Annotated in this window: 17 protein-coding genes; 6 read left to right on the forward strand and 11 right to left on the reverse strand. The window is 31.4% G+C overall.

Annotated elements, in window-relative coordinates:
- Window positions 1–140 precede the first annotated feature (140 nt).
- Complete coding sequence (locus JM80_RS09970) at window positions 141–812, forward strand: hypothetical protein (RefSeq protein ID WP_144709948.1); 672 nt, start codon at window positions 141–143, stop codon at window positions 810–812.
- 30 nt (window positions 813–842) lie between these two features.
- Here the strand turns inward: JM80_RS09970 and lysA are convergent, their stop codons facing one another.
- Entirely contained in the window at window positions 843–2093 is a 1251-nt protein-coding gene (gene lysA / locus JM80_RS09975) for a diaminopimelate decarboxylase (protein ID WP_013619688.1), read from the reverse strand.
- Between the two features lie 225 nt (window positions 2094–2318).
- Here lysA and sucC point away from each other — a divergent pair, with 225 nt between their 5' ends.
- Window positions 2319–3509 (forward strand): ADP-forming succinate--CoA ligase subunit beta, encoded by a 1191-nt coding sequence (sucC, locus tag JM80_RS09980; protein WP_013619687.1) that lies wholly within the window; start codon window positions 2319–2321, stop codon window positions 3507–3509.
- 74 nt (window positions 3510–3583) lie between these two features.
- Here the strand turns inward: sucC and JM80_RS09985 are convergent, their stop codons facing one another.
- Window positions 3584–3970, reverse strand: a complete 387-nt coding sequence (locus tag JM80_RS09985) for a DUF1456 family protein (RefSeq protein ID WP_013619686.1) — start codon at window positions 3968–3970, stop codon at window positions 3584–3586.
- A gap of 137 nt (window positions 3971–4107) precedes the next feature.
- On the opposite strand from JM80_RS09985, the gene JM80_RS09990 reads away from it, so the two are divergent.
- Both JM80_RS09990 and JM80_RS09995 read left to right on the forward strand, forming a co-directional pair.
- The gene (locus JM80_RS09990; RefSeq protein WP_013619685.1) at window positions 4108–4515 is read left to right on the forward strand and encodes a hypothetical protein; all 408 of its coding nucleotides are present in this window, start codon (window positions 4108–4110) and stop codon (window positions 4513–4515) included.
- Window positions 4516–4722: 207 nt separating this feature from the next.
- The gene (locus tag JM80_RS09995; RefSeq protein WP_013619684.1) at window positions 4723–5145 is read left to right on the forward strand and encodes an Hsp20/alpha crystallin family protein; all 423 of its coding nucleotides are present in this window, start codon (window positions 4723–4725) and stop codon (window positions 5143–5145) included.
- A 100-nt stretch (window positions 5146–5245) separates the two neighbouring features.
- Here JM80_RS09995 and uvrB read toward each other — a convergent pair whose 3' ends face one another.
- From uvrB to JM80_RS10020, 5 genes are all read right to left on the reverse strand, one after another.
- Window positions 5246–7231 (reverse strand): excinuclease ABC subunit UvrB, encoded by a 1986-nt coding sequence (gene uvrB, locus JM80_RS10000; protein ID WP_013619683.1) that lies wholly within the window; start codon window positions 7229–7231, stop codon window positions 5246–5248.
- A 134-nt stretch (window positions 7232–7365) separates the two neighbouring features.
- Window positions 7366–10095 (reverse strand): T9SS type B sorting domain-containing protein, encoded by a 2730-nt coding sequence (locus tag JM80_RS10005; RefSeq protein ID WP_034644506.1) that lies wholly within the window; start codon window positions 10093–10095, stop codon window positions 7366–7368.
- A gap of 30 nt (window positions 10096–10125) precedes the next feature.
- Window positions 10126–10959: an ABC transporter permease gene (locus JM80_RS10010; protein WP_144709950.1), complete on the reverse strand. Its 834-nt coding sequence runs from the start codon at window positions 10957–10959 to the stop codon at window positions 10126–10128.
- A 28-nt stretch (window positions 10960–10987) separates the two neighbouring features.
- Window positions 10988–11890 carry an ABC transporter ATP-binding protein gene (locus tag JM80_RS10015; protein ID WP_013619678.1) on the reverse strand — a complete coding sequence of 301 codons (903 nt, stop codon included), beginning with the start codon at window positions 11888–11890 and terminating at the stop codon, window positions 10988–10990.
- An 86-nt stretch (window positions 11891–11976) separates the two neighbouring features.
- Window positions 11977–14427: a DUF11 domain-containing protein gene (locus tag JM80_RS10020; RefSeq protein WP_081901733.1), complete on the reverse strand. Its 2451-nt coding sequence runs from the start codon at window positions 14425–14427 to the stop codon at window positions 11977–11979.
- 170 nt (window positions 14428–14597) lie between these two features.
- On the opposite strand from JM80_RS10020, the gene JM80_RS10025 reads away from it, so the two are divergent.
- The gene (locus JM80_RS10025) at window positions 14598–15683 is read left to right on the forward strand and encodes a hypothetical protein (RefSeq protein ID WP_013619675.1); all 1086 of its coding nucleotides are present in this window, start codon (window positions 14598–14600) and stop codon (window positions 15681–15683) included.
- A 59-nt stretch (window positions 15684–15742) separates the two neighbouring features.
- Here JM80_RS10025 and JM80_RS10030 read toward each other — a convergent pair whose 3' ends face one another.
- The 3 genes from JM80_RS10030 to JM80_RS10040 are packed head-to-tail and all read right to left on the reverse strand — an operon-like array spanning window position 15743 to window position 18428.
- Window positions 15743–16801, reverse strand: a complete 1059-nt coding sequence (locus tag JM80_RS10030) for a nucleoid-associated protein (protein WP_013619674.1) — start codon at window positions 16799–16801, stop codon at window positions 15743–15745.
- 54 nt (window positions 16802–16855) lie between these two features.
- Window positions 16856–17368: a plasmid pRiA4b ORF-3 family protein gene (locus JM80_RS10035; protein WP_144709952.1), complete on the reverse strand. Its 513-nt coding sequence runs from the start codon at window positions 17366–17368 to the stop codon at window positions 16856–16858.
- A 25-nt stretch (window positions 17369–17393) separates the two neighbouring features.
- Entirely contained in the window at window positions 17394–18428 is a 1035-nt protein-coding gene (locus JM80_RS10040) for a heme A synthase (RefSeq protein WP_075694178.1), read from the reverse strand.
- A gap of 296 nt (window positions 18429–18724) precedes the next feature.
- Between JM80_RS10040 and JM80_RS10045 the strand changes: the two genes are divergently transcribed.
- The gene (locus JM80_RS10045; RefSeq protein ID WP_038504383.1) at window positions 18725–19303 is read left to right on the forward strand and encodes a TetR/AcrR family transcriptional regulator; all 579 of its coding nucleotides are present in this window, start codon (window positions 18725–18727) and stop codon (window positions 19301–19303) included.
- 76 nt (window positions 19304–19379) lie between these two features.
- Here JM80_RS10045 and JM80_RS10050 read toward each other — a convergent pair whose 3' ends face one another.
- A complete protein-coding gene (locus JM80_RS10050) occupies window positions 19380–21323 on the reverse strand; it encodes an OmpA family protein (RefSeq protein ID WP_144709954.1) in 1944 nt (647 codons plus the stop codon).
- Window positions 21324–21335 lie beyond the last annotated feature (12 nt).

Here is a 21335-nt window from a genome sequence, read left to right on the forward strand (position 1 = left end):
CAAAGCTAACGAAAAATATAAAAAATTATTTTACAAATATACTATACTCCCTGTTTACCGTGATTGGTTTTTACTAAAACAAGGGTAGTATAGGTGTTCTAATGCTTATAATTTTGCTGTATAAATTAAAATAGTATAAGATGAATATACAAAAACTTTTTCCATCTTTATTGGTAGAAACTCCAAGAGTTATTTTAGATAAAATTGTAGAACATAATACAATTATTAATCAAAAAAGTAAAGCTGTTGTTTCTTTGCATTTAACTACAGGTTTGTTTTTAGAAGGGAGTCCAATAAAAATAAATGTAGAAAATAGTATTGTGGTGCTGGTTTCTGGTGAAAAAATTAGTTATGTTAAAATTGCAGATATAGCGTGTATTAGCATTATAAATTTTGTGCGTTTTGTAGATATTTTAACAGATGACACATATTTTGAAGTTAAAGATGAATTGGTGCCAACACCTTTAGAGCTAAAAAGAATACAGAGGGAAATAGAAGAGTATTTAAAAAACACTTTTAGTGTTACATTGGTAAATACAGCACTCGAAGAGGTAAAAGGTTCTAAAATAGAAAAATTTCAGATGCAGCAATTTTTTTCTAGTTTACTACAAAGTCTTAAAAATATTGGAAGTTATAAAGCAGGTAAAGAGGCACTAGAAACTGTTAGTGTATTAACAATTGCATCAACCATAAACAAATTAAATGTAAAGAAAAATGCAGAAGGTAATTTAGAGTTGGAGGTTAATTTTAAAGAAAAATTTGAATCAGATTTTAATAAACAATTAGAAAATAAGTTAGAAGAAAGTTTGTAAGTTTAGTTAGTTAAAGGCAAAAGCCACTGCTTATTTAGCAGTGGCTTTTTCTTTTTTCATTTCTTTTTTCGAAAATAAATTTTTTACATCTATTTGGTTTTTAATAAGATCATCAAAAGTTTCTCTTTCTCTTATTAAAATTGCCTCGCCATTGTGCCATAATACCTCTGGTGGTCTAAATCTAGAGTTGTAATTGCTAGCCATAGTAAAGCAATAAGCACCTGCGTTGCGGAAACATAAGATATCTCCTTCAGATATTTCATTAATTCTGCGGTTGCTAGCAAAAGTATCCGTTTCACAAATGTAACCTACAACAGAGTAGTAACGTTCTCTTCCTTCTGGATTAGAAATGTTTAAAATTTCATGAGATGATCCATAAAGCATAGGTCTAATTAGGTGATTAAAACCAGAGTCTATACTAGCAAATACTGTAGATGTAGTTTGTTTAACTACATTTACTTTTGCTAAAAAGAAACCAGATTCACTCACTAAAAACTTACCAGGTTCAAATGCTAAGGTTAATTCTTTACCATATTCTTTACAAAAGTCATTAAACTTTGCACTTAATTTCTGACCTAATTCTTCTACGTTAGTTTCTATATCACCAGTTTTATATGGTACTTTAAATCCGCTACCAAAGTCAATAAAATCTAAGTTTTTAAAGTTTTTAGCAGTTTCAAAAAGTATTTCAGAAGCGTATAAGAAAACGTCAATATCTAAAATGTCACTACCAGTATGCATATGTATACCATTAATATTCATTTTAGTTAGGTCTACAATACGTAATAAATGTGGTATTTGATGAATACTAATTCCAAATTTAGAATCTATATGACCAACAGAAATGTTAGAGTTACCTCCGGCCATAACGTGTGGATTAATTCTAATACAAACAGGAATATTTGGGTGTTTACTACCAAATTGTTCTAATACAGACAAGTTATCTATATTAATACGTACACCTAAAGCAGCAGCTTTTTCAATTTCTTCTAAAGATACTCCGTTTGGTGTATATATAATAGATTCTGGTTTAAAACCAGCTAAAAGCCCTAATTCTACTTCTTGTATAGACACAGTGTCTAAACCACTACCTAAAGAATTCATTAGGCGTAATATAGATATGTTAGACAACGCCTTTGCGGCATAGTTTAATTTTAATTTTTTAACACCCTTAAATGCATTAGTTAATCTTTGGTATTGGGAAACTATTTTTTCCGAATCATATACATAAACGGGATCTCCGTATGTTTTTGCAATTTTTAATAAATCGGATGCTTGCATAAGTATATTGTTTATATTTTATTAGACAAAACTAAGATAGTTATTTATAGCTTCAAAAAATATAGTTGCAATATTATTAAAAAATAACAATTTGTTATAAATAAAACATTTTTGTGATTTATTTAGGAGTATACACTATAATTATAGTAAGCTAACTTAAAATTAATTAGAGAAATTGAGCTTGGTTTCTTATTTTTGTACCAGAACAAAATATACCTAATATATATGAACCTTCACGAATATCAAGGAAAAGAGATTTTAGCAAGCTTTGGCGTACGTATACAACGTGGCATTGTTGCTCATAACGCACAAGAAGCTGTAACTGCTGCAAAGCAACTTACACAAGAAACTGGCACTGGATGGCATGTAATAAAAGCACAAGTACATGCTGGTGGTAGAGGTAAAGGTGGGGGAGTTAAACTTGCCAAAAATTTAAACGAAGTAGAAGAAATTGCAGGTAACATTATAGGGATGAACCTAATTACACCGCAAACTTCTGCAGAGGGTAAAAAAGTTCACCAAGTTTTAGTAGCTGAAGATGTATACTACCCAGGTGAGAGTGAAACATCAGAATTTTATATGTCTGTTTTATTAAACAGAGCTACTGGTAGAAATATGATTATGTATTCTACAGAGGGTGGTATGGATATAGAAGAGGTTGCAGAAAAAACTCCACACTTAATTTTTACTGAAGAAATAGACCCAGCAACAGGTTTACTAGGTTTTCAAGCACGTAAAATTGCTTTTAACTTAGGCTTATCTGGTTTAGCATTTAAAGAAATGACAAAATTTGTTGCTTCTTTATATAAAGCTTATGTAGAGAGTGATTCTAGTATGTTTGAAATTAACCCAGTGTTAAAAACATCAGACAATAAAATAATGGCTGTAGATGCTAAAGTATCTATAGATGATAATGCACTTTACAGAAGAAAGCAATACGCAGAAATGAGAGATTTGCGTGAAGAAAACCCAATTGAGGTTGAAGCGGGTGCATTAGGGTTAAACTATGTAGACTTAGACGGTAACGTTGGTTGTATGGTTAACGGTGCTGGTTTAGCAATGGCAACTATGGATTTAATTAAGCAAGCAGGTGGTGAGCCAGCTAACTTTTTAGATGTTGGTGGTACTGCAGATGCTGCACGTGTAGAAGCTGCTTTTAAAATTATACTAAAAGATCCTGCTGTTAAAGCAATCTTAATAAATATTTTTGGTGGTATTGTACGTTGTGACCGTGTTGCACAAGGTGTTATAGATGCTTATAAAAATATGGGTACTATAAACGTTCCAATTATTGTACGTTTACAAGGTACTAATGCAGATATAGCTAAAGAATTAATAGATAATTCTGGTTTAGATGTACAGTCTGCTGTACAATTCCAAGAAGCTGCAGATAAAGTAAAGGAAGTATTAGCTTAAGCTACATACAATTAAATATACTAAAAAAGGGACAATCTAAGTGATTGTCCCTTTTTTTTGTACCCAACAAAAAATTATTTCTTTTTGTTCTTGTATTTTACAGTACTTAAGTCCTGATTTTTATTTTTTTCTCTAACCTTATCTTTATAAATAGGTTTAGGTTTGTTATTGTTGTATATCTTTTTTTTAGGTAAAGTAGTTTTTCCTTTTTTAGCCAAAGCCTCAGCAGGTGTAGTTGGGTTGTCCTTAGAACCGCGTAAATATATAACCAATCCGTTTAAAAAATTACGTAATATTTGATCACCACACTCCATATATTTAGGATGATCTTCTTTTCTAAAAAAAGCACCAAGTTCACTTGTTGAAATTTTAAAGTCTACCAATTTTAATATTTCCACAATATCATCATCACGTAGCATAAGTGCTACTCTCAATTTTTTTAGGACATCATTATTCGTCATATATAAATATATTATTTTGTACAAAGTTACTATAAATATACCATTGATACATAGATATGTATCAGTTATACAATTTATGAACCATTTCTTGGATGTTTTTTATAAAATGCAGTATATTGCCGCTAATAAAATTAGCTATGTCTGTAAAAACCAATTATTTAAAAAAACTAAGTATATTATTAGATTTAATTGATTTGGCAAAGGTTGACGGCCTAGTACAATCTGAGTATGACTTTTTAGTAGAAGTTGCAGAAGATTTGGGTGTAGATGCTGTTGTTTTAGACTCTCTTTTTGAAGCAAAAATAGAACGTATAAAACCAGGTACAGAAGCAGAAAAAATTAGTCATTTTTTTAACCTAGTTAAATTAATGAATGTAGATGAAAAACAATCTATATTAGAAATTAATAAACTACATAAATTAGGTTTAGGTATGGGCTTATCTCCAATGGCCATACAACAAGTATTATCTATAATGCATAATTACCCTAATAAAGAGGTTCCATTAAATGTTATAGAGCAAGCTTTTAAAGCACAGCAGAACTAATATAACTCCTTTATTACTATTTTTTTTCATAACTGTGTCTCCTTTTTAGTTAGGTACAGCATAATTTGGCGTGTATAATATTTAAAAACTGTCTTTTTGTCGTGTGTATATTAGTTGTTTATGACAAAAAGTCATTAATTTATGGTTGGTATATAATTTGAAAAGTAACATAACAAGAATAATTATTAAAATTTAAAATTGTTAGTTATGAGTTTAGTTAAAAGAAATACAGTTTTTCCTTCATTATTAAATGAAATATTAAATACAGATTGGTATGGTGGCTTAGAGAATAATACATCTAATACAGCACCAGTAAATATTAAGGAAAACGAAAAAGATTACACTTTAGAGTTATTAGCTCCAGGTAGAGAAAAAGAAGATTTTAATATAGAAATAGATAAAAATATTTTATCTGTATCTGTGTTAGATGAAAAAGTTAAAACAGATGTAAACGAAAAGTTCTCATTAAAAGAATTTAGTGTAAAAAGTTTTAAAAGAACCTTTAGTTTGCCAGATACTATAAATGAAGATAGTATTAATGTTACCTATAAAAATGGAGTTTTAAAATTTACGTTACCTAAAAAAGAAGAAGCATTACCTAAGCCAAAAAGGTTAATAGAGATTGCATAATAAGTTTAAAATATTGTTTTATACGCTAGGATAAAGCAATATTAGATTTGGTTGGTTAGTTTTTGTAAAGTGCCCTAAGTAATTTTACTTAGGGCATTTTTTATTTTTCCTGTAAAGCTTTTATTTCATCTCTTAATTTAGCGGCTTCCATAAAATCTAATTCTTTAGCAGCTTTTTCCATAGCTTTACGTTTTTCACGTATCATTTTATCCTTTTGGTCTGTAGTTAAGTAAGCCATATCTGGCTCTGCAGCTCTTGCTTCTTCTTTTTCAAAATGGTAAGTAGAAACCGAATTTTGTGACAAAGCACTATCCAAACTTTTATTTAAAGCCATAGGCTTTTTGTTATGTTTAGTGTTGTAAGCAATTTGGCGTTCTCTTCTGTAGTTTGTTTCATCAATAGTTTTTTGCATACTAGCTGTAATTTTATCAGCATACATAATGGCTTTACCGTTTACATTTCTTGCAGCTCTACCTACAGTTTGTGTTAAAGAGCGTGCACTACGTAAAAAACCTTCTTTATCCGCATCTAAAATAGCAACTAAAGACACCTCAGGTAAATCTAATCCCTCTCTTAATAGGTTAACGCCAATAAGTACATCAAACAAACCTTTACGCAAATCTTGCATAATTTCTACACGTTCTAAAGTATCTACATCACTATGTATGTAACGGCAACGTACACTAATACGGTCTAAATATTTAGCTAATTCTTCCGCCATACGCTTAGTAAGTGTAGTAACTAAAGTGCGCTCATCTTTTTCTATACGTAAGTGTATTTCCTCTACCAAATCATCAATTTGGTTTAAACTAGGTCTTATTTCTATTATAGGGTCTAGTAAGCCTGTAGGTCTAATTACTTGCTCTACATACACACCACCACTTAGTTGTAACTCATAATCTGCAGGTGTAGCACTTACGTGTATTACTTGGTTTTGTATCATTTCAAACTCTTCAAACTTTAATGGTCTGTTATCCATTGCAGCTGGTAATCTAAAACCATATTCTACTAAGTTTTCTTTTCTACTTCTGTCACCACCATACATAGCGTGTACTTGTGGTACAGTAACGTGACTCTCGTCTATCACCATTAAATAATCATCCGGAAAATAATCTAATAAACAAAAGGGTCTAGTTCCCGGTAGTCTACCATCTAAATATCTAGAGTAGTTTTCTATACCAGAACAATAGCCAAGTTCACGTATCATTTCCAAATCAAAAGTAGTACGTTCCTCAAGACGTTTAGCTTCTAAATGTTTTCCAATTTCCTTAAAATAATCAACCTGTTTTACCATATCTGCTTGTATAGCATGTATGGCATTTTGTAAAATATCTGGCGATGTTACAAACATATTAGCAGGGTAAATATTTAAATTTTCATATACCTCTAATACTTTGTTGTGTAATGGGTCAAAAGCTTCAATTTCTTCTATTTCATCACCAAAAAAATGAATTCTAAACGCATGATCTGCATAACTAGGAAAAACATCTACCACATCTCCTTTAACTCTAAAATTACCATTTCTAAAATCTTCAGTAGTTCTAGAATATAAACTCTGTACCAATTGATGTAAAAATTTGGTTCTAGATATTACCTGGTCTCTTTTAATAGAAATTACATTTTTCTGAAACTCTACAGGGTTACCAATACCATATAAGCAAGACACAGATGCAATAACAATCACGTCTCTACGGCCAGACAATAGGGAAGAAGTGGCACTTAAGCGCAATTTTTCTATATCTTCATTAATAGATAAATCCTTTTCTATAAAAGTTCCCGTAGTAGGTATATAAGCTTCAGGTTGGTAATAATCATAATAAGACACAAAATACTCCACAGCATTCTCAGGAAAAAACTGCTTAAACTCAGAGTACAATTGCGCAGCCAACGTTTTATTATGTGCTAAAACCAAGGTAGGTTTTTGTACCTTTTCTACCACATTTGCCACCGTAAACGTTTTTCCAGAGCCTGTAACTCCTAGTAAAGTTTGGTGTTTTTCTCCTTCATTTACCCCTTTAACCAACTCTTTAATTGCTTGTGGTTGGTCACCAGTAGGTTCAAATTTTGATACAACTTTAAATTTCATAGATTAAAAGTAACAAATACCGCAATAAAAGCATACAAATAAGCAATGTATTTTGGGCGCTCGGGCGGGCTTTACGCTATACTCCGTTTTGCTTTAGGGCAAATACGTGGTGCCGCTTCAATCCCTAGCGCAGCTTATCGTTTTAAAGAAAAATGACCATTAAAGTCTCTGCCATTTTCTAATTTAGCTCTAAACCAATAATCAGACTCAGGAGCAGGAATACCTTTGCTGTCACCATCCCAACCATTAGAGCTAGGATCTATTTTAGCAACAAGTACACCATACCTATCAAAAATATAAATATCACTTTTAGCTAAAAAAGTAGTGCTTATACCGTTAATTTGCCACGTATCATTAATAGCATCTCCATTAGGAGTAAACATTTTAGGGTAACCAATTACAGAAACACTATAAGGAGCTGTAGTTCCACATCCTTTTTTATCTCTAACAAATACCTCTAAAATACCAGCAGGCACATTTGTAAAAGTGTTGCTATCTTGGTAAGGTCCACGGGGATCTAAAATAGCATACTCATAATCACCATCTCCAGTAACAATAATGCTAATGCTATTATTGTTACTTAAATCTTTAACCTCTACATTAGTAATAGTAGCAATGTTAGATGGCGTAACAACAAATTGCTTAGAGTTTGTACAGTTTTGTGCGCCGCCATTATAACTGTACCCAAGTTCTAATCTGTAGTTTCCTATAGTATTAATAACAGTATTAGCAGAGCTAGATATTAAATTTTCTGTGCCATTAGCTTCAATTTTAAACCATTGGTAAATATCATAACCTGGTTCTGCATTAAGCTCTAAAATAGGGTTATCTGTGCACAAATAATACTCATCATTTATAATAACTTGTGGTGTTGGCTGTACAATTAAAGTAATTTCTTCTACACCTTGGCATTGGTTGCTAGCTTCTAATCTTGCATATAGTGTAGCACTAGTAGAAATGTAATTTTCACCAGAAATTGGGTTTAATTCTAAAGATGCATCTGTGATAGATGCATAAAAATTAACCTCTAAGCCTGGGTAGTCTAAAGTTTTTATATCTTCTAAATTAAAAGATCCAGTAACCTCTGTATCTAAAGGATTAATATCACAAGCATAATAAGGTAATTTAGTTGGTAAGCTGCTAGTGGTGGGTTGTACCTCTAAATAAAGTTCTGCATACACAACACAGTCATTTTCATTAGTAACACTAGTATAAATTGTTTGGCTTTTAAAGTTTGTGTTTGTAAAACCAACAGGGTTTGTTATAGGTAAATTGGCATCTCTGTCTGCAACAGAAGCATAAAAGTTAACCGTATTCTCTGCAATACCGTTAGAGATATCAAAACTAGCTTGCTCTAAATTAAAGCTAGCAAAACCATCTGTAGAATCACTGTCTAAATCGCACTGTGTTAAAGTGGTATTTATAGCAATAGGTAACGGATTTATATTTACTTGTGCTTCACCAATTATGGGACATTCAGCTGGGTCTGCAGGAGTCACTTCTAATGCATATTTTCCTGCATCTGCTAATGTAGCATTAGTAACATTTAATACATTACTATTATTTGTTATTGGAACTCCATTTAAAGACCAAGTGTAAGTTGCTCCAGGAAGATTGTCTACTTCTAGTGTAAAGTTATCTGCCTCACAAATAGTTAAAGACGGACTGGTACTACCGTCTGTATTTTTAACCAAATCTTCTTTAGCAAAAAAAGACTGTATAAAAGGTGGCAAGCCTTGTGTTGCTAATTTACCTTGTAAATTAACGGCGTTATGTTGGTAACCAGCTGCTGTGCCAATTTGGTTAGGGTTATTAATAACACCTAAATACTGTGTGCCTTGGTCATAATTAGTAGCAATGGTTCTGTATATTTTACCATTTTCACCTAACTGTAATGCGCCACGGTAAATATCTCTGTCATCTAAAACAACTTCACTAGCAGAAATACTAGGAGCCATTAAATTGTATTGTAAAAGGTTAGATGTTTCTGTGGTTAATCCTTGTTGAGCATTGTAGGTGTGTACGTAAAGCAACTCGTTGTTAGGCGAAAACTCTAGACCGTATGGATCTTTATTTGGAGCATTAATGTTTATGCGTTGTTCATTTGTAAGTACACCAGTGTCAGCATCAAAATCATATAAATATAATCCCTGGCTAACGTTAGCCGATGCCATTTTAGTACCATCTGAAGATAGTTTTAAGTAACCTCTTTTATCAGAAATTAAACTACTTACTTTAGATTTTACAGATGTGGTTACCACGCCAGTATCATTAACTTCAAAGGCGTGAAAAGTATCAAAAATACCTTCACTACCATCATTAGTTGCATAGGTAATAACCCAAACAGACTTATCAAAACAATCTTTAAGAACTGCTGTAATTTTCTCAGAACAGTAATCTAACAGTCTAACGTTTTTAGAGGTTACCGCACCTTTTCCTCCATCTAAAGACATATCTACAGTAGAGTAATTAAGGCCATAATCAGGGTCTGCTTCAAAAACACTAGTATCTACAGTAAAAATGTAAAAAATATTAGTGTCTTTTTGGTTGGGAACAATCAATGCAGATTGCGAGCTAGAAGGATCACCATACAAGCCCGTACCATTCTGCATTATTGTATGGTCTTTTGTAAAAACACGTATGCCATCAGTATAAAATAATAAGTTCCCAGTATCATCAGATATTGTTGCGCAACCTTCTGTTGTATTTAATTTACCATCTGTAACGGCAGTAACACTACCATCATTATTAAAGCGTAAGCCAGCACCTTCTCCAAAATACCAATTAGAAGCCTGAGTTTGACCAAAAGAGAGTAGGGGCAATAGCATAGCTATTGCAAGGAGTAGTTTTGTGGTTGATTTCATAAAAGCGTTCTCTAAAACGCTTAAATATACTTATAAATCTCGTTTTTTTAACAAAGCATATGATAAATATATAAAAATAGCGGTCCAACATAACACAATTAGTAATTGTAAAGGTTGCACACTATAATCTCTAGAGATGTCCTCACCAACTTGCTTTGCGGCAGATTTTATAACATTTAACCTGCTAAAAGGTTCAGTTATTGTACTCCACATAGATCCAAAAGGGAAAAAACTAGTTACATTATCTGCTAATTCTTTAGAATATTTAGAAGCTAAATAAGTGTAAGGGATAATTTCTGCTCCAATAAACCATATAAATAAAAAGCCTAGAGCAAAAGCAGAGCGTTTTACCAAAATACCTACAAAAAAGCAAAAAGAGAAAAACCCAATAAGCTTTATAAAGTAGGCGGCTAAGTACTCTAAATCAGAAAATATAATAGAAAACTCATTAAAATCAGAATATATTAATCCTAATAGCAAGGATATTAAAAATATAAATATTGTAGAGGCTAAAGAAAATACTCCTATTGTTAAAAATTTAGAAAGTATCAATTCCTTTTTAGATAAGCCGTCTATTAGGTTTTGTTTTATAGTCTTATTACTGTACTCATTAGCTATCATAGAAACTATAACAATAGCTAAAAATACCTTAAGAAAAGCAGCCATAAAGGTGTTAAAATGCCAAATGTATGGGAAATTAAAAATACCAACATCTGCTATGTGAAATTTTAAAGGGCCAAAATCTACTTTTATCATAGAAATACCAGCAATGAGTATCATTAAAATAAAATAAGATAGTATAAGAATTTTACTAGCTCTGTTGTTCCATAGTTTTATAAATTCTATTTGTAGTAAACGTAACATATTTTTAAGTTTTTTTTGATTGTTGTAATTAGTTAGATTGGTTTTTTGTAAGCTCTAAGAATTGCTCTTCTAAGCTTTCTTTACGTTTTACTAAATGAGATAAAATTATACCATTATTATGCAGCTCTTTATTTAATTCTGAAGCATTCATTTCAGCTTTTAAATCTGCTATAATTAAACCATTTTCTTCTCTAACATTACTAAAATTAGGATTTAGTTTTAAAAATGATAAAAGTGCTTCATTGTCCTCTGCTTTTAACTCAAAAAAGCCATAACTAACAATCATTTCATCAACCCTGCCAGAATATAATTTTTCTCCTTTTCTTAAAATTACTACGTGGCTACACACTTTTTCTACTTCATCTAATAAGTGAGAAGCTAGTAATATGGTGGTGCCTTGAGCAGCAATAACCTTTATAATTTCCCTAATCTGGTGAATTCCTTGGGGGTCTAAACCATTTGTTGGCTCATCTAAAATAAGTATTTCAGGATCATTAAGTAGGGCAGAGGCTATAGCTAAGCGTTGTTTCATACCTAAAGAATAGGTTTTAAACTTACTGTTTTTACGATCTAAAAGTCCAACTAACTCTAGTTTTTCTTCAATTTTAGACTCATCTACTTCTTTAATTTTACAAACTAGCTTTAAGTTTTGTACAGCCGTCATATATGGGTAAAAGTTAGGCCTTTCTATAATGGCTCCAACTTTTTTTAATGCTTGGTGTGTATTTGTATTCCCATCAAACCAACTAAAATCTCCAGATGTTTTATTTACTACATTAAGTACAATACCAAGAGTAGTAGATTTGCCACTTCCGTTTGGACCTAATATGCCATAGACATTGCCTTTTTCAATAGTAAAAGATAAGTCTTTTACAGCGGTTAAATACCCGTATTTTTTTGTTAGATTTTGAACTTTAAGAATTGTTTTCAAAAGTAGTTGGTTTTATGATTGTTATGGTCATATGACGAACTACTATAGAATTTGTTACAAAGTCTTACAAAAAAGGTTTGTAAAATTTAGTTTAGCTTTACTCTGTGGGTAATTTTTCTGTTTGTGATTACTGTTTTAGGTCTTCCTAAAATTACAATAGTAACATCATCTGGTTCACCATCACTATTAGCATCAAAATTAGTACTATCACTTGGGTCATCAGAGGTATCTGAAATACTAAAACCATTTGGTAATTCTGCTTGAGCTGTAGCACTATTTGTTACCATTAAAGCCATTAGCTCTGAATTATTTATACTATGTGTTAATGTAAACCTTGCAGATGCAGATGGGGCTAATGTAGCAACAGATGCCGGACTAATACTACCAGAATCTGCAATAGGGTCTGATATAGTTACATTAGTTAGGGTGTTTGGTCCATTATTGGTTACAATTAGTAAATACGTAATTTGCTCGTTTAAAGAATCATACGATCCGTCTGGTGCAGGTAAAGCAACTTTTGTAACAGTAACTTCATTATTAGTAATGTTAATTGTTTCAGACATATCATCACTAGTAGTATTACTATCTACTTGGTCTTGGGAGTTGGTAACTGTATTGGTGTAAGATGTTGTACTAGAATTAAAAGGTAATTCATCTGCCCTAACTTCTAAAATAATAGATACCAATTCTCCTTGACTAATAGTTCCTATTGTCCATTCTGGAGCAGACCAACTTCCTACGCTAGGACTAGCGGATAGTAATGTTAAACCAGCGGGAATAACATCTGTGATTTTTAAGTTGGTAACATCATTAATACCAAGACTTTCTACTGTTACTTTAAACTCAAAAACATCACCTTCTAAAACAGAACTTACATTGGCTGTTTTTTTTACAACAATATCTGGTAAACAGTAATAAGCAGCTATTGGCTGAGAGTCATAGGTACAACCACCTTTGGTTACCCTAACAAAATAATCTCCTGCTTCATTAGGTGTGTAGCTAGAGAATATTGCACCAGGCACAGCTGTTCCGTTTTGAAACCATTGATATGCATCAAAATTTGCATCAACAACTTGTATTATAGAACCAGGTAAACAGCCACCACCAGTTACTTGTAAGTCTACTTCTGGGACAGTATCAAAACCAGAAAAATAGCCTGCAATACCTCTTGCACCATTAAAACCTAAAAAACCTACGGCAATAGGTCCTGTAGATTGTACAGAAACATTACCTGTTAAGTTAGGAACATAAAAGGTTTTCCAATCTGCAGATCCGGTAACAGTTGTGGCAGCAGGTAAGGTAACATTTCCATTACCATCTGTTACAGTAATATTACCGTCTGGAGTAGAGGTAGAAGCAATTATTGTAACACCACCATTCATAGTAATACCAGCGGCATCTTTTATATCTGGAATATTATCTAGACTATCTGGAAGCAAACAGTTTACTGGAGCAACAAAGTTTAAACCTACTGTAACTATAGAGGTACCACCAGCTAAAGATTGATAAGCATATGCATCTTTAGAAGTTGTTACAAACATATTGCCACCAGCTGCATTACTAGAATAATAGCTATCTGGAATTTCAAAATAATCTCCGTTGTTTATAGTAGCAATAGGTGTTGCAGATCCATTAACAAATATATCAGTACTATTTTGTGTACCAATAATTATTGGTTTTTCTGTTTCGTTATTACCATTACCACGAATAAAAACATATTCTTTTCCTATTTTATTTTGGGGTACAGGCTGGTCTATTGCAGCATCTCTACTAGAATTATTGTTTCTAACACCAATGTTAAGTCCACCGTTACTTATAACAATATCTTTGGTAGATTGTAAGGTAGCACCTAACCAACCATCAACATTTGCAGTAGTTTGTTTAGTGTATGCTTCAAAAACAAAAGATTCATTTGCGTTTAAAGTTATTTGGTACGTATCATCTGTAATGCCTCCGGCATTATTTCCTAACCTAAATTCACTGTTAGGGTCATAGCCAGACAAGGTTATTACTGTGTTATCTTCAGTAGCCATAATACCTAATGTACTTGTTAAACTATTATGGTTTCCTCTATTGGGTATACCTCCCCATTTAAAAATTTGTCCCATTGCTTGCCTACCTTTACTTGTAAGCGAAGTAGATTGAGAGTTAGAACTACCTCTATAATTTACATAAAATTTTTCTCCTCCAGGAGATTCAAAACGTAAACCACTTTGAGTTAATACAATACCTGTATTTGCATTTTTTACTAACGTAATGTTATTATCTCCATTTGTTAAGTTGTATGTTACAGGAGCGCCATTAGAAAGGGTTAAAGTAGCTATGGGCGCAGCAATTGTACCTTGGTAAACGTTTACCGTAAAGGCAGCAGTTTCTGGAGTAGATAAATACACAGCCTGTTCCCTTACAGCTTGGTTATTTCCTCCTTGTTTTAAAGGTGGTAAATAGTGTAAATCACTTAATTGAGCGAAACCAAAATAGTTAAATGTTAAAAATAATAGTACGCTTAGTCTTTTAAAGGATTTAATATAATTCATTATCTATATTGTAAGTAAAACAAATAAAGCTATTGTATTCCTAATTTCTAAATATATGTTGTATATATGCTACTAGTTGTTGTAATATGTTAATATTGATAGTTAATAAATGCTAATTATTTCTTTTTTATCTCAACTTATTTCCTATTTTTATTAAAAACGAAAAGTACATGTCAGATGAAAAATTAATGTCTAAAAAAAAACCTGCTTACCCGGTAAGTAGTCATTTAGACGCCTATTTAGAACACTATAATAGAAAAATGAAAATACCTATCTTCTACGAAGATTTGTTGCGTTTTGCTGGTTCTGTAGTTGTTTATGATTCAGATGATAACGATACTTTATGGGTACGTGTATATTACTCTGAGTTTGATAGGGCAGAAATAGATTTGAGCTTAAAAAAGGTGTATTCTATTTTACTTTCTGATGGTGGAGATAACATAATTCAGTACTTAAATATTGATGCTGTAGATTTTTGCACTTTTGGAAACTCTAAGCCTTTTAGAATAAAAGTGCGTAATATTTTAAATGATAATTTCACATATTTTTATATTAAGAAGACTGATGCATCTAGAATTTACGGCTTAGAATTGGAGCACATGCTTTCTCCATACAATTTAAACTTTTTAGTATACAAGGACACCTTAATAGAAGAACACATATCTGGTATTCCAGGAGATGTTTTTATAAAAGATATGCTACCAAAATGTACAGAGTCAGAAAAAGCACAACTAGCTAAAGAATTTGTAAAGTTTAATGAACGTTGTATGATTAGGTTGTTGGGAGATATGAGATCTTACAACTACGTAATTGTTCCTGTGCATGATTTTGACCATGTTGTTTACAGAATAAGAGCAATAGATTTTGACCAGCAATGTTTTGAAGGAAAATTAAAAGTATATAGACCACAGTTTTTTAAAGAAAACTTTCAGATGGTAGAATTGGTGCGAAAAAAACTTTTAGTAAGCTCTGTAGACCAATACAAGTTAGAAGAACGATCTATAGTAGCAAAACGAATTAAAAGTTCTGGAAATAGAATTAAAAAACTTAGAAGTATTTGTAAAAAAGATACAATTTCTACTCCAGAAAATATAAAACTTTTAAGAAAAGAAATTTATGAATTAACCCTAGATATGCAGTTTAAAAAATGTCGTAAAATGGGAAGGGTTTTAGATTTAGCTCTGGATTTTGTTAAGCGTAATTATGAAGATGTAAGTATGAAACAAATAATGGAGAATAGGATTAAAATAGATTAATCTTATACTCCATTATTAGTAATGTTATGGTAAGCTAAAAACTACGCTATTAGTGGTTTTTAGTTTTTTTCTTCTTTATTAAAATATACCAGGTAGTAGTACATTTGGCGTTCTTCATCCCAACCTTTTTCTACAAATTTCTCTGCAGATTCTGGGTTAATAAAGTCCATTTTTATTTGAATGTTAGTATCTAAATTAATAACATTTTTAATTTTTTTACGAACATCAGAAACTGCTTTGTTTGCAATATTAAAGTTTGATACGTCTTCTACACTAAATTTAGGCCCCTTTTCTACTTTATAGTGCTTAAACTCTGGTATTAACTCAGGGTTTTCCATTACCTCATTTAAAAACTCTGTTTCTTCAAAGTTATCATTCTTAGCAAAGTGGTTAACAGCCTTATTCATAAACAATACCTCTTGTTGTTTATCTTCTGCAGGTAAAACAACATCTTTAGCAAAGTTTTGACAAAATTTTAAATAGTTTTTAGTGTAAAATGTTTCATCTGCTAAAGCATCTACACCTAAAAAGTTTTCTAACCAATATTTGGTGTCATAACGGTTACTATCTACAGATAAAACTTTGTAACCTTCCTCTTTATGAGAGTTAAAAATAAGGCAACCCTTATCTAATTTATTAATATTTATACCTTGTAATATATTAATATCTATATTTTCACCATTTTCTATTAACTGAAGAAAATCGTGCTTAAGCTCGCTTTTAAAAATACCAATAGCATCTATTTTCTTATTGTCTAATAACACATCTGTTAGGTGTGTTACGTATAACTCTCCGCTTTTTATATGTGGGTGGTTAGACTGTTCAAAAAGATGAGTAGCAACTTTTTTAGAAACCGCATGACAACTTTCTGGAGCATCAAAAATTTCTGCTGCCAGCTTGTATATTTCATTAAACTCTACATCTACTTCATTTGTAAATTTAAAATAGTTTTCTTCTTTTTCTCTAAATGGTTTAAAAAAGTACTCTTTTAAAAGACCAGTAGTTTCATCATTTAAAGTAAACGGTTGGTTAGATAAAAATGCACCTTCGCCTTTATTTTTATTACCAACACGGTGTATAGAAATACTTTCTATTTGAGTAGAATATAAATTTATCAATGGTATCTAGTTTTATAATTAGTATTTGTAAAAGTATGTTATTTGTATTTAAAATTAGTTCCAATTTTCATCAAAATCTAAATCTTCATAACTACCTAAATCATCTGTGTAATTGTCATCAAAATTTTCACCTTCTGGGTTATCAGATTCAAAGTTTTTTTCAGGCGGACTATCAGGTAGTTCTCCAAAACTAAATAGCACATTTGGATAGGTAACACCGTCTTCATTATCAACAATATCTGCTAGTTCTACAAAGAAAGTCCACATACTAAAAAAGTCGTAAACATAAATAAGTTTAGGTTTTTTTTCAGTAAGTATATCTTCTAAAAATATTTCATTCATCAATTTAACATCAGAACCATTTTCACTCATATCAAAAAGAGCAATTTCTTCATCTTGGTTCCAATCTTCATCACAAGTATAAAAAGATGCCATTTCGCTTCCTAAAAAACCAAAAGCCTGTGTAATGGCATTGTGTAAATCTTCTAGTGTGTTGCTGTCTTCAATTTCTAAATCTCGGAACACATCATCTTTAGCATCTAAGATAATTCTAATTTTATAAATCATTTTTTAAATTTTGCGGGTTGCAAAGTTACAAAGTTTTATCTCTTTTAGTTGTATTTACTAGTTCTAATACCATATAATATTGAACTCCAAACAGTAGAGAAGCTAAAACCAGGTGAAGTGTTTGGCTACCAAACGGAAAATGAACATAATTCATTGCTACACCAGTAACAATCTCTAACAATAACAGTGTTAGAACCCATTTTATTTTAGTTAATCCTAATTTTAATTTTTGTATTCTAAAAAATAAATATGCGTTTAATAAGAGAACAAGAATAGAAAATGACCTATGTATATAAAAAGTAACTGTAACATTTTTTAACCACAGGTGTTTTGCTGTTTCGCCAACAATATCTGCTTGGTCATCTACCATTTGCCTAACTTGTGTGCCTAAAACTATTTGTAGTAAAGTTAATACCAGGGCAACAATAATTAGCTGTTTTGTTTTTTTGTCTTTGGCTATTACAATTGATGTTTCTTTTACGGAATATATTAAATACAATAACATGGCAACAATTGCTAAAGCCATTACCATATGTACCGTAATTTTTACAGGGTTTAAAACAGAATAGACTACTGTGGCACCCAACCAAGCCTGAAAAACCATAGCAAATACTATTGCCCAAGAAAGTATGGTAACTGTTTTTCTTGTTTTCCAGTATTTTAATGATAAAATAGCTAAAACTAGTGTTGCTAAGCCTGCTAAAGCACCAAAAAGTCTATTAATATACTCTATCCAAGTATGTGTAGCATTAAAGGTTGCATAATCATGTTTAGTGTAAGTTTCCCAATTTGCAGTATTAAATTGTGCAGTAGAGGTAAAGTCTTTAGCAGCAATTTGCAATGTTTTATCTACTATAATTACTTCTCCTTTTTTAAAGAAAGAAAAAGGTTGCCATTGCAGTTCTGTAATATTGGTTGGTGGTATATATTGTCCAAAGCATTTTGGCCAATCTGGACATCCCATTCCACTACCTGTCATTCTAACTACTGCACCAGCAATAATAACTAAGTAAACTAGTATTAAAGATAATTTAGCTGTTTTTATAAATGTTTTTTGCATTTTTTTGGAAGTCTATAATGTACTGCAAAAATACGCCTCTTTTGGTTTTAAATAAAGTTTAAATAACTAATAAAATCATCTATTTACAGGTATTAGTAAATATATTCATTATTAATTTTTATTCACTATTAGGTTATTCACTGTATTTATTATAATAATAAAAATGATTTTTAAAAGCTTTTTTTTAACACAACTAAACTTGTATAGTTAACGTTTGTTCATATATTTGACCTATGATATAATATTGTAATTATTGTTACAAAATAATTATCCCCCATATTAACAACCTATTTACTATGAAAAAATTAACCAAAAAAGAATTATTTTTTGAAAAGACACTTAAGTTAATAAGTGAAAAAGGCTTTAAGGCCACAACAATGCGAGATATTGCACACGAGTTGAATTTTGAAGTAGCAAATGTTTATAACTATATAGATTCTAAAGAGGCATTATTAGAGAATTATATTTTTGCTACGTTAGATGAATCTATAGCTTATTTAAACAATATTGTAGAGTCTTCATACTCTCCGGTAGAAAAATTAAAATTTGTAATTTCTAAGCACGCACAATATGCAATAAATAAACCTTATGAGGTGGCTCTTTTTGTATATGAATGGCGTAATTTAAAAGGAGAGAAATTAGAAGAGTTTAAAGAGAAGAGAAGTGGTTATATGTACACTGTTCGTAAAATTATAGAAGAAGGAATAAAAGAGGGGCAATTAAGGGAAATGGATGGTGAATTTGCAACTTTTATGTTCTTTTCCTCTATGCGTTGGTTGTTTAGTATGATTACCAATGATGATATTAAAGTAAACCCAATAGAGATAGAGAAGCAGTTAACAGACTTTATTTTTAAAGGGATAGAAAATAAGTAAATAGTTTATTATTTATGTAACAAAAAAGAGGAAGCTAAAGCTTCCTCTTTTTTGTTTTTATAGGATGTTTTATTGTTTAGTTTTGTACTACAATAAACTCAGATCTTCTGTTTTTTTGGTGTTCTTCTTCAGAGCATTTGCTGTTAGAGTCACAATTGTTTGTAAGCTCTGACTCACCAAATCCTTTACCAGAAACACGCTCAGGCGCAATACCATTATCTAGTAGGTATTTTACAGTTTCTTTAGCTCTTCTGTTAGATAGGGCTAAGTTATACTCATTAGTAGCTCTGGCATCTGTATGTGAACGAACCTCAATAACCACCTCTGGGTATTCTTTAAGGTATGCAAACACTTGTTGCATAGTAATTTGTCCGTCAATTCTAATAAATGATTTATCAAGGTCAAAATAAATAGGATCTAGTTTTAAGTACTTTGTTAAGTCAGTACCAATAGGCGCAGCTCTTTTAATAGGATTTAATTTTACAATAACAGGTTTTAATTCTTTATTGCGTTCCATAGTAAAGGAGGTAGTACCTTGCTCAAACTCTATTTTTTCTCCGAGTAGGGTATAGGTATCATCCCAACAAATATCATTTAGTGTAAAGTTTCCTTTGGTGTCTGTTTTAGTTTCAAAAACCAAGGTATTCTCTTTGTCTTTTACTTGGATCGCAGCATCAGCAATACTAGCCCCCGTTTTAAGATTAACAGCAGTACCATTAATGGTATTGTAGCAATTAAGATTTAGCTCTTTGGTTTGTATAAAGCTATAAATATCATCATACCCTTTACCACCATCACGGTTAGAGGCAAAGAATCCTTTTTGAGTGTCTTCATCAAAAATTAAAGAGAAATCATCTTGTTTACTGTTTACTGGTTTACCTATGTTTAGAATATAAGAATCATTAAAATTGTTGGTAATTTGCGTTGCAAAAATATCTAAACCGCCTAAACCGGGATGCCCATCAGAGGCAAAATACAAGATGTTGTTTTTAGAAACAAAAGGAAATGTTTCTCTAGATTCTGTGTTAATTTTATTGCCAAGATTACGAGGAGCAGAAAAAGTACCATCAGCAATAATATCTACCACAAACAAATCAGACATTCCTCTAGTGCCAGGCATATCAGATGCAAAGTATAGTTTAGTTTCATCAGGCGATAGGGCAGGGTGTGCTACAGAAAAATCATCACCATTAAAAGGCAATTCTGTAATTTTTTTCCACTCATCATTTACCTTAGTAGCTCTATATAATTTAAGTCTACTAACCCCATCTTTATCACGTGCAAATCTCCCGTTATCAGAATTATTTCTGGTAAAATACATGGTATTGCCATCTTTAGTAAAAATAGCAGAAGATTCATGTGTTTTTTTATTTAGTTTACGGTCTAGTTTTCCAGCGTTAATAGGTTTGCCTTCTTCATTAAACTGAGCAGCATATAGGTTTAAAAATGGCTGGTTATTCCACTCGTGAATAGTTCTACGCACAGTTCCTGTATCTCTAGCAGAAGAGAAAACAAGTTTGTCATTGTAATAAGCAGGAGAGAATTCAGATACACTAGAATTTATTTCTAAGTTTTTAATATTGTACCGTCCCGAGTTTTTTTCAATTACTTTTAGGTAGTCTGTATTATTTTCAAATAAAGACGCTCTAGAGTCGTACTGTTTTATATCATCAAACTTACGCATCCAAGTATCAGATTTTTCATATTCTCCAATAGACTTTAGTGATAATGCGTATTTATAGACCTCTTCAGGGTCAACGTTAGCACCTTCTAGGTTAACCAACATCTCATACCATTTAGCGGCATTTTCATACCTAGCATTAAGGTAGTTAGAGTTTGCTAATTTTCTATAAATAGTTTCAGATGTATATCCTAAGTCAATAAGTCTTTCATAAACATCAATAGCTTCAGCGTATTGGTAACTTTCAAACTTATCATCGGCCTTTTTCTCTTTTTTGGTTTGTGCGTTTGTAAAAGCACAACAAAACAAAAAGGCAAGTGTTATGTATTTAAATTTCATTTGTTTTGTTTT

The sequence above is a fragment of the Cellulophaga sp. RHA_52 genome (assembly GCF_007827205.1).
Lineage (GTDB): Bacteria > Bacteroidota > Bacteroidia > Flavobacteriales > Flavobacteriaceae > Cellulophaga > Cellulophaga lytica.

Bases quoted from the DNA above. Each gene is read 5' to 3' on its own strand.
- JM80_RS09970 (WP_144709948.1), top strand. From the start codon at position 141: ATGAATATACAAAAACTTTTTCCATCTTTATTGGTAGAAACTCCAAGA.
- lysA (WP_013619688.1), bottom strand. From the start codon at position 2,093: ATGCAAGCATCCGATTTATTAAAAATTGCAAAAACATACGGAGATCCC.
- sucC (WP_013619687.1), top strand. From the start codon at position 2,319: ATGAACCTTCACGAATATCAAGGAAAAGAGATTTTAGCAAGCTTTGGC.
- JM80_RS09985 (WP_013619686.1), bottom strand. From the start codon at position 3,970: ATGACGAATAATGATGTCCTAAAAAAATTGAGAGTAGCACTTATGCTA.
- JM80_RS09990 (WP_013619685.1), top strand. From the start codon at position 4,108: ATGTCTGTAAAAACCAATTATTTAAAAAAACTAAGTATATTATTAGAT.
- JM80_RS09995 (WP_013619684.1), top strand. From the start codon at position 4,723: ATGAGTTTAGTTAAAAGAAATACAGTTTTTCCTTCATTATTAAATGAA.
- uvrB (WP_013619683.1), bottom strand. From the start codon at position 7,231: ATGAAATTTAAAGTTGTATCAAAATTTGAACCTACTGGTGACCAACCA.
- JM80_RS10005 (WP_034644506.1), bottom strand. From the start codon at position 10,095: ATGAAATCAACCACAAAACTACTCCTTGCAATAGCTATGCTATTGCCC.
- JM80_RS10010 (WP_144709950.1), bottom strand. From the start codon at position 10,959: ATGTTACGTTTACTACAAATAGAATTTATAAAACTATGGAACAACAGA.
- JM80_RS10020 (WP_081901733.1), bottom strand. From the start codon at position 14,427: ATGAATTATATTAAATCCTTTAAAAGACTAAGCGTACTATTATTTTTA.
- JM80_RS10025 (WP_013619675.1), top strand. From the start codon at position 14,598: ATGTCAGATGAAAAATTAATGTCTAAAAAAAAACCTGCTTACCCGGTA.
- JM80_RS10035 (WP_144709952.1), bottom strand. From the start codon at position 17,368: ATGATTTATAAAATTAGAATTATCTTAGATGCTAAAGATGATGTGTTC.
- JM80_RS10040 (WP_075694178.1), bottom strand. From the start codon at position 18,428: ATGCAAAAAACATTTATAAAAACAGCTAAATTATCTTTAATACTAGTT.
- JM80_RS10045 (WP_038504383.1), top strand. From the start codon at position 18,725: ATGAAAAAATTAACCAAAAAAGAATTATTTTTTGAAAAGACACTTAAG.
- JM80_RS10050 (WP_144709954.1), bottom strand. From the start codon at position 21,323: ATGAAATTTAAATACATAACACTTGCCTTTTTGTTTTGTTGTGCTTTT.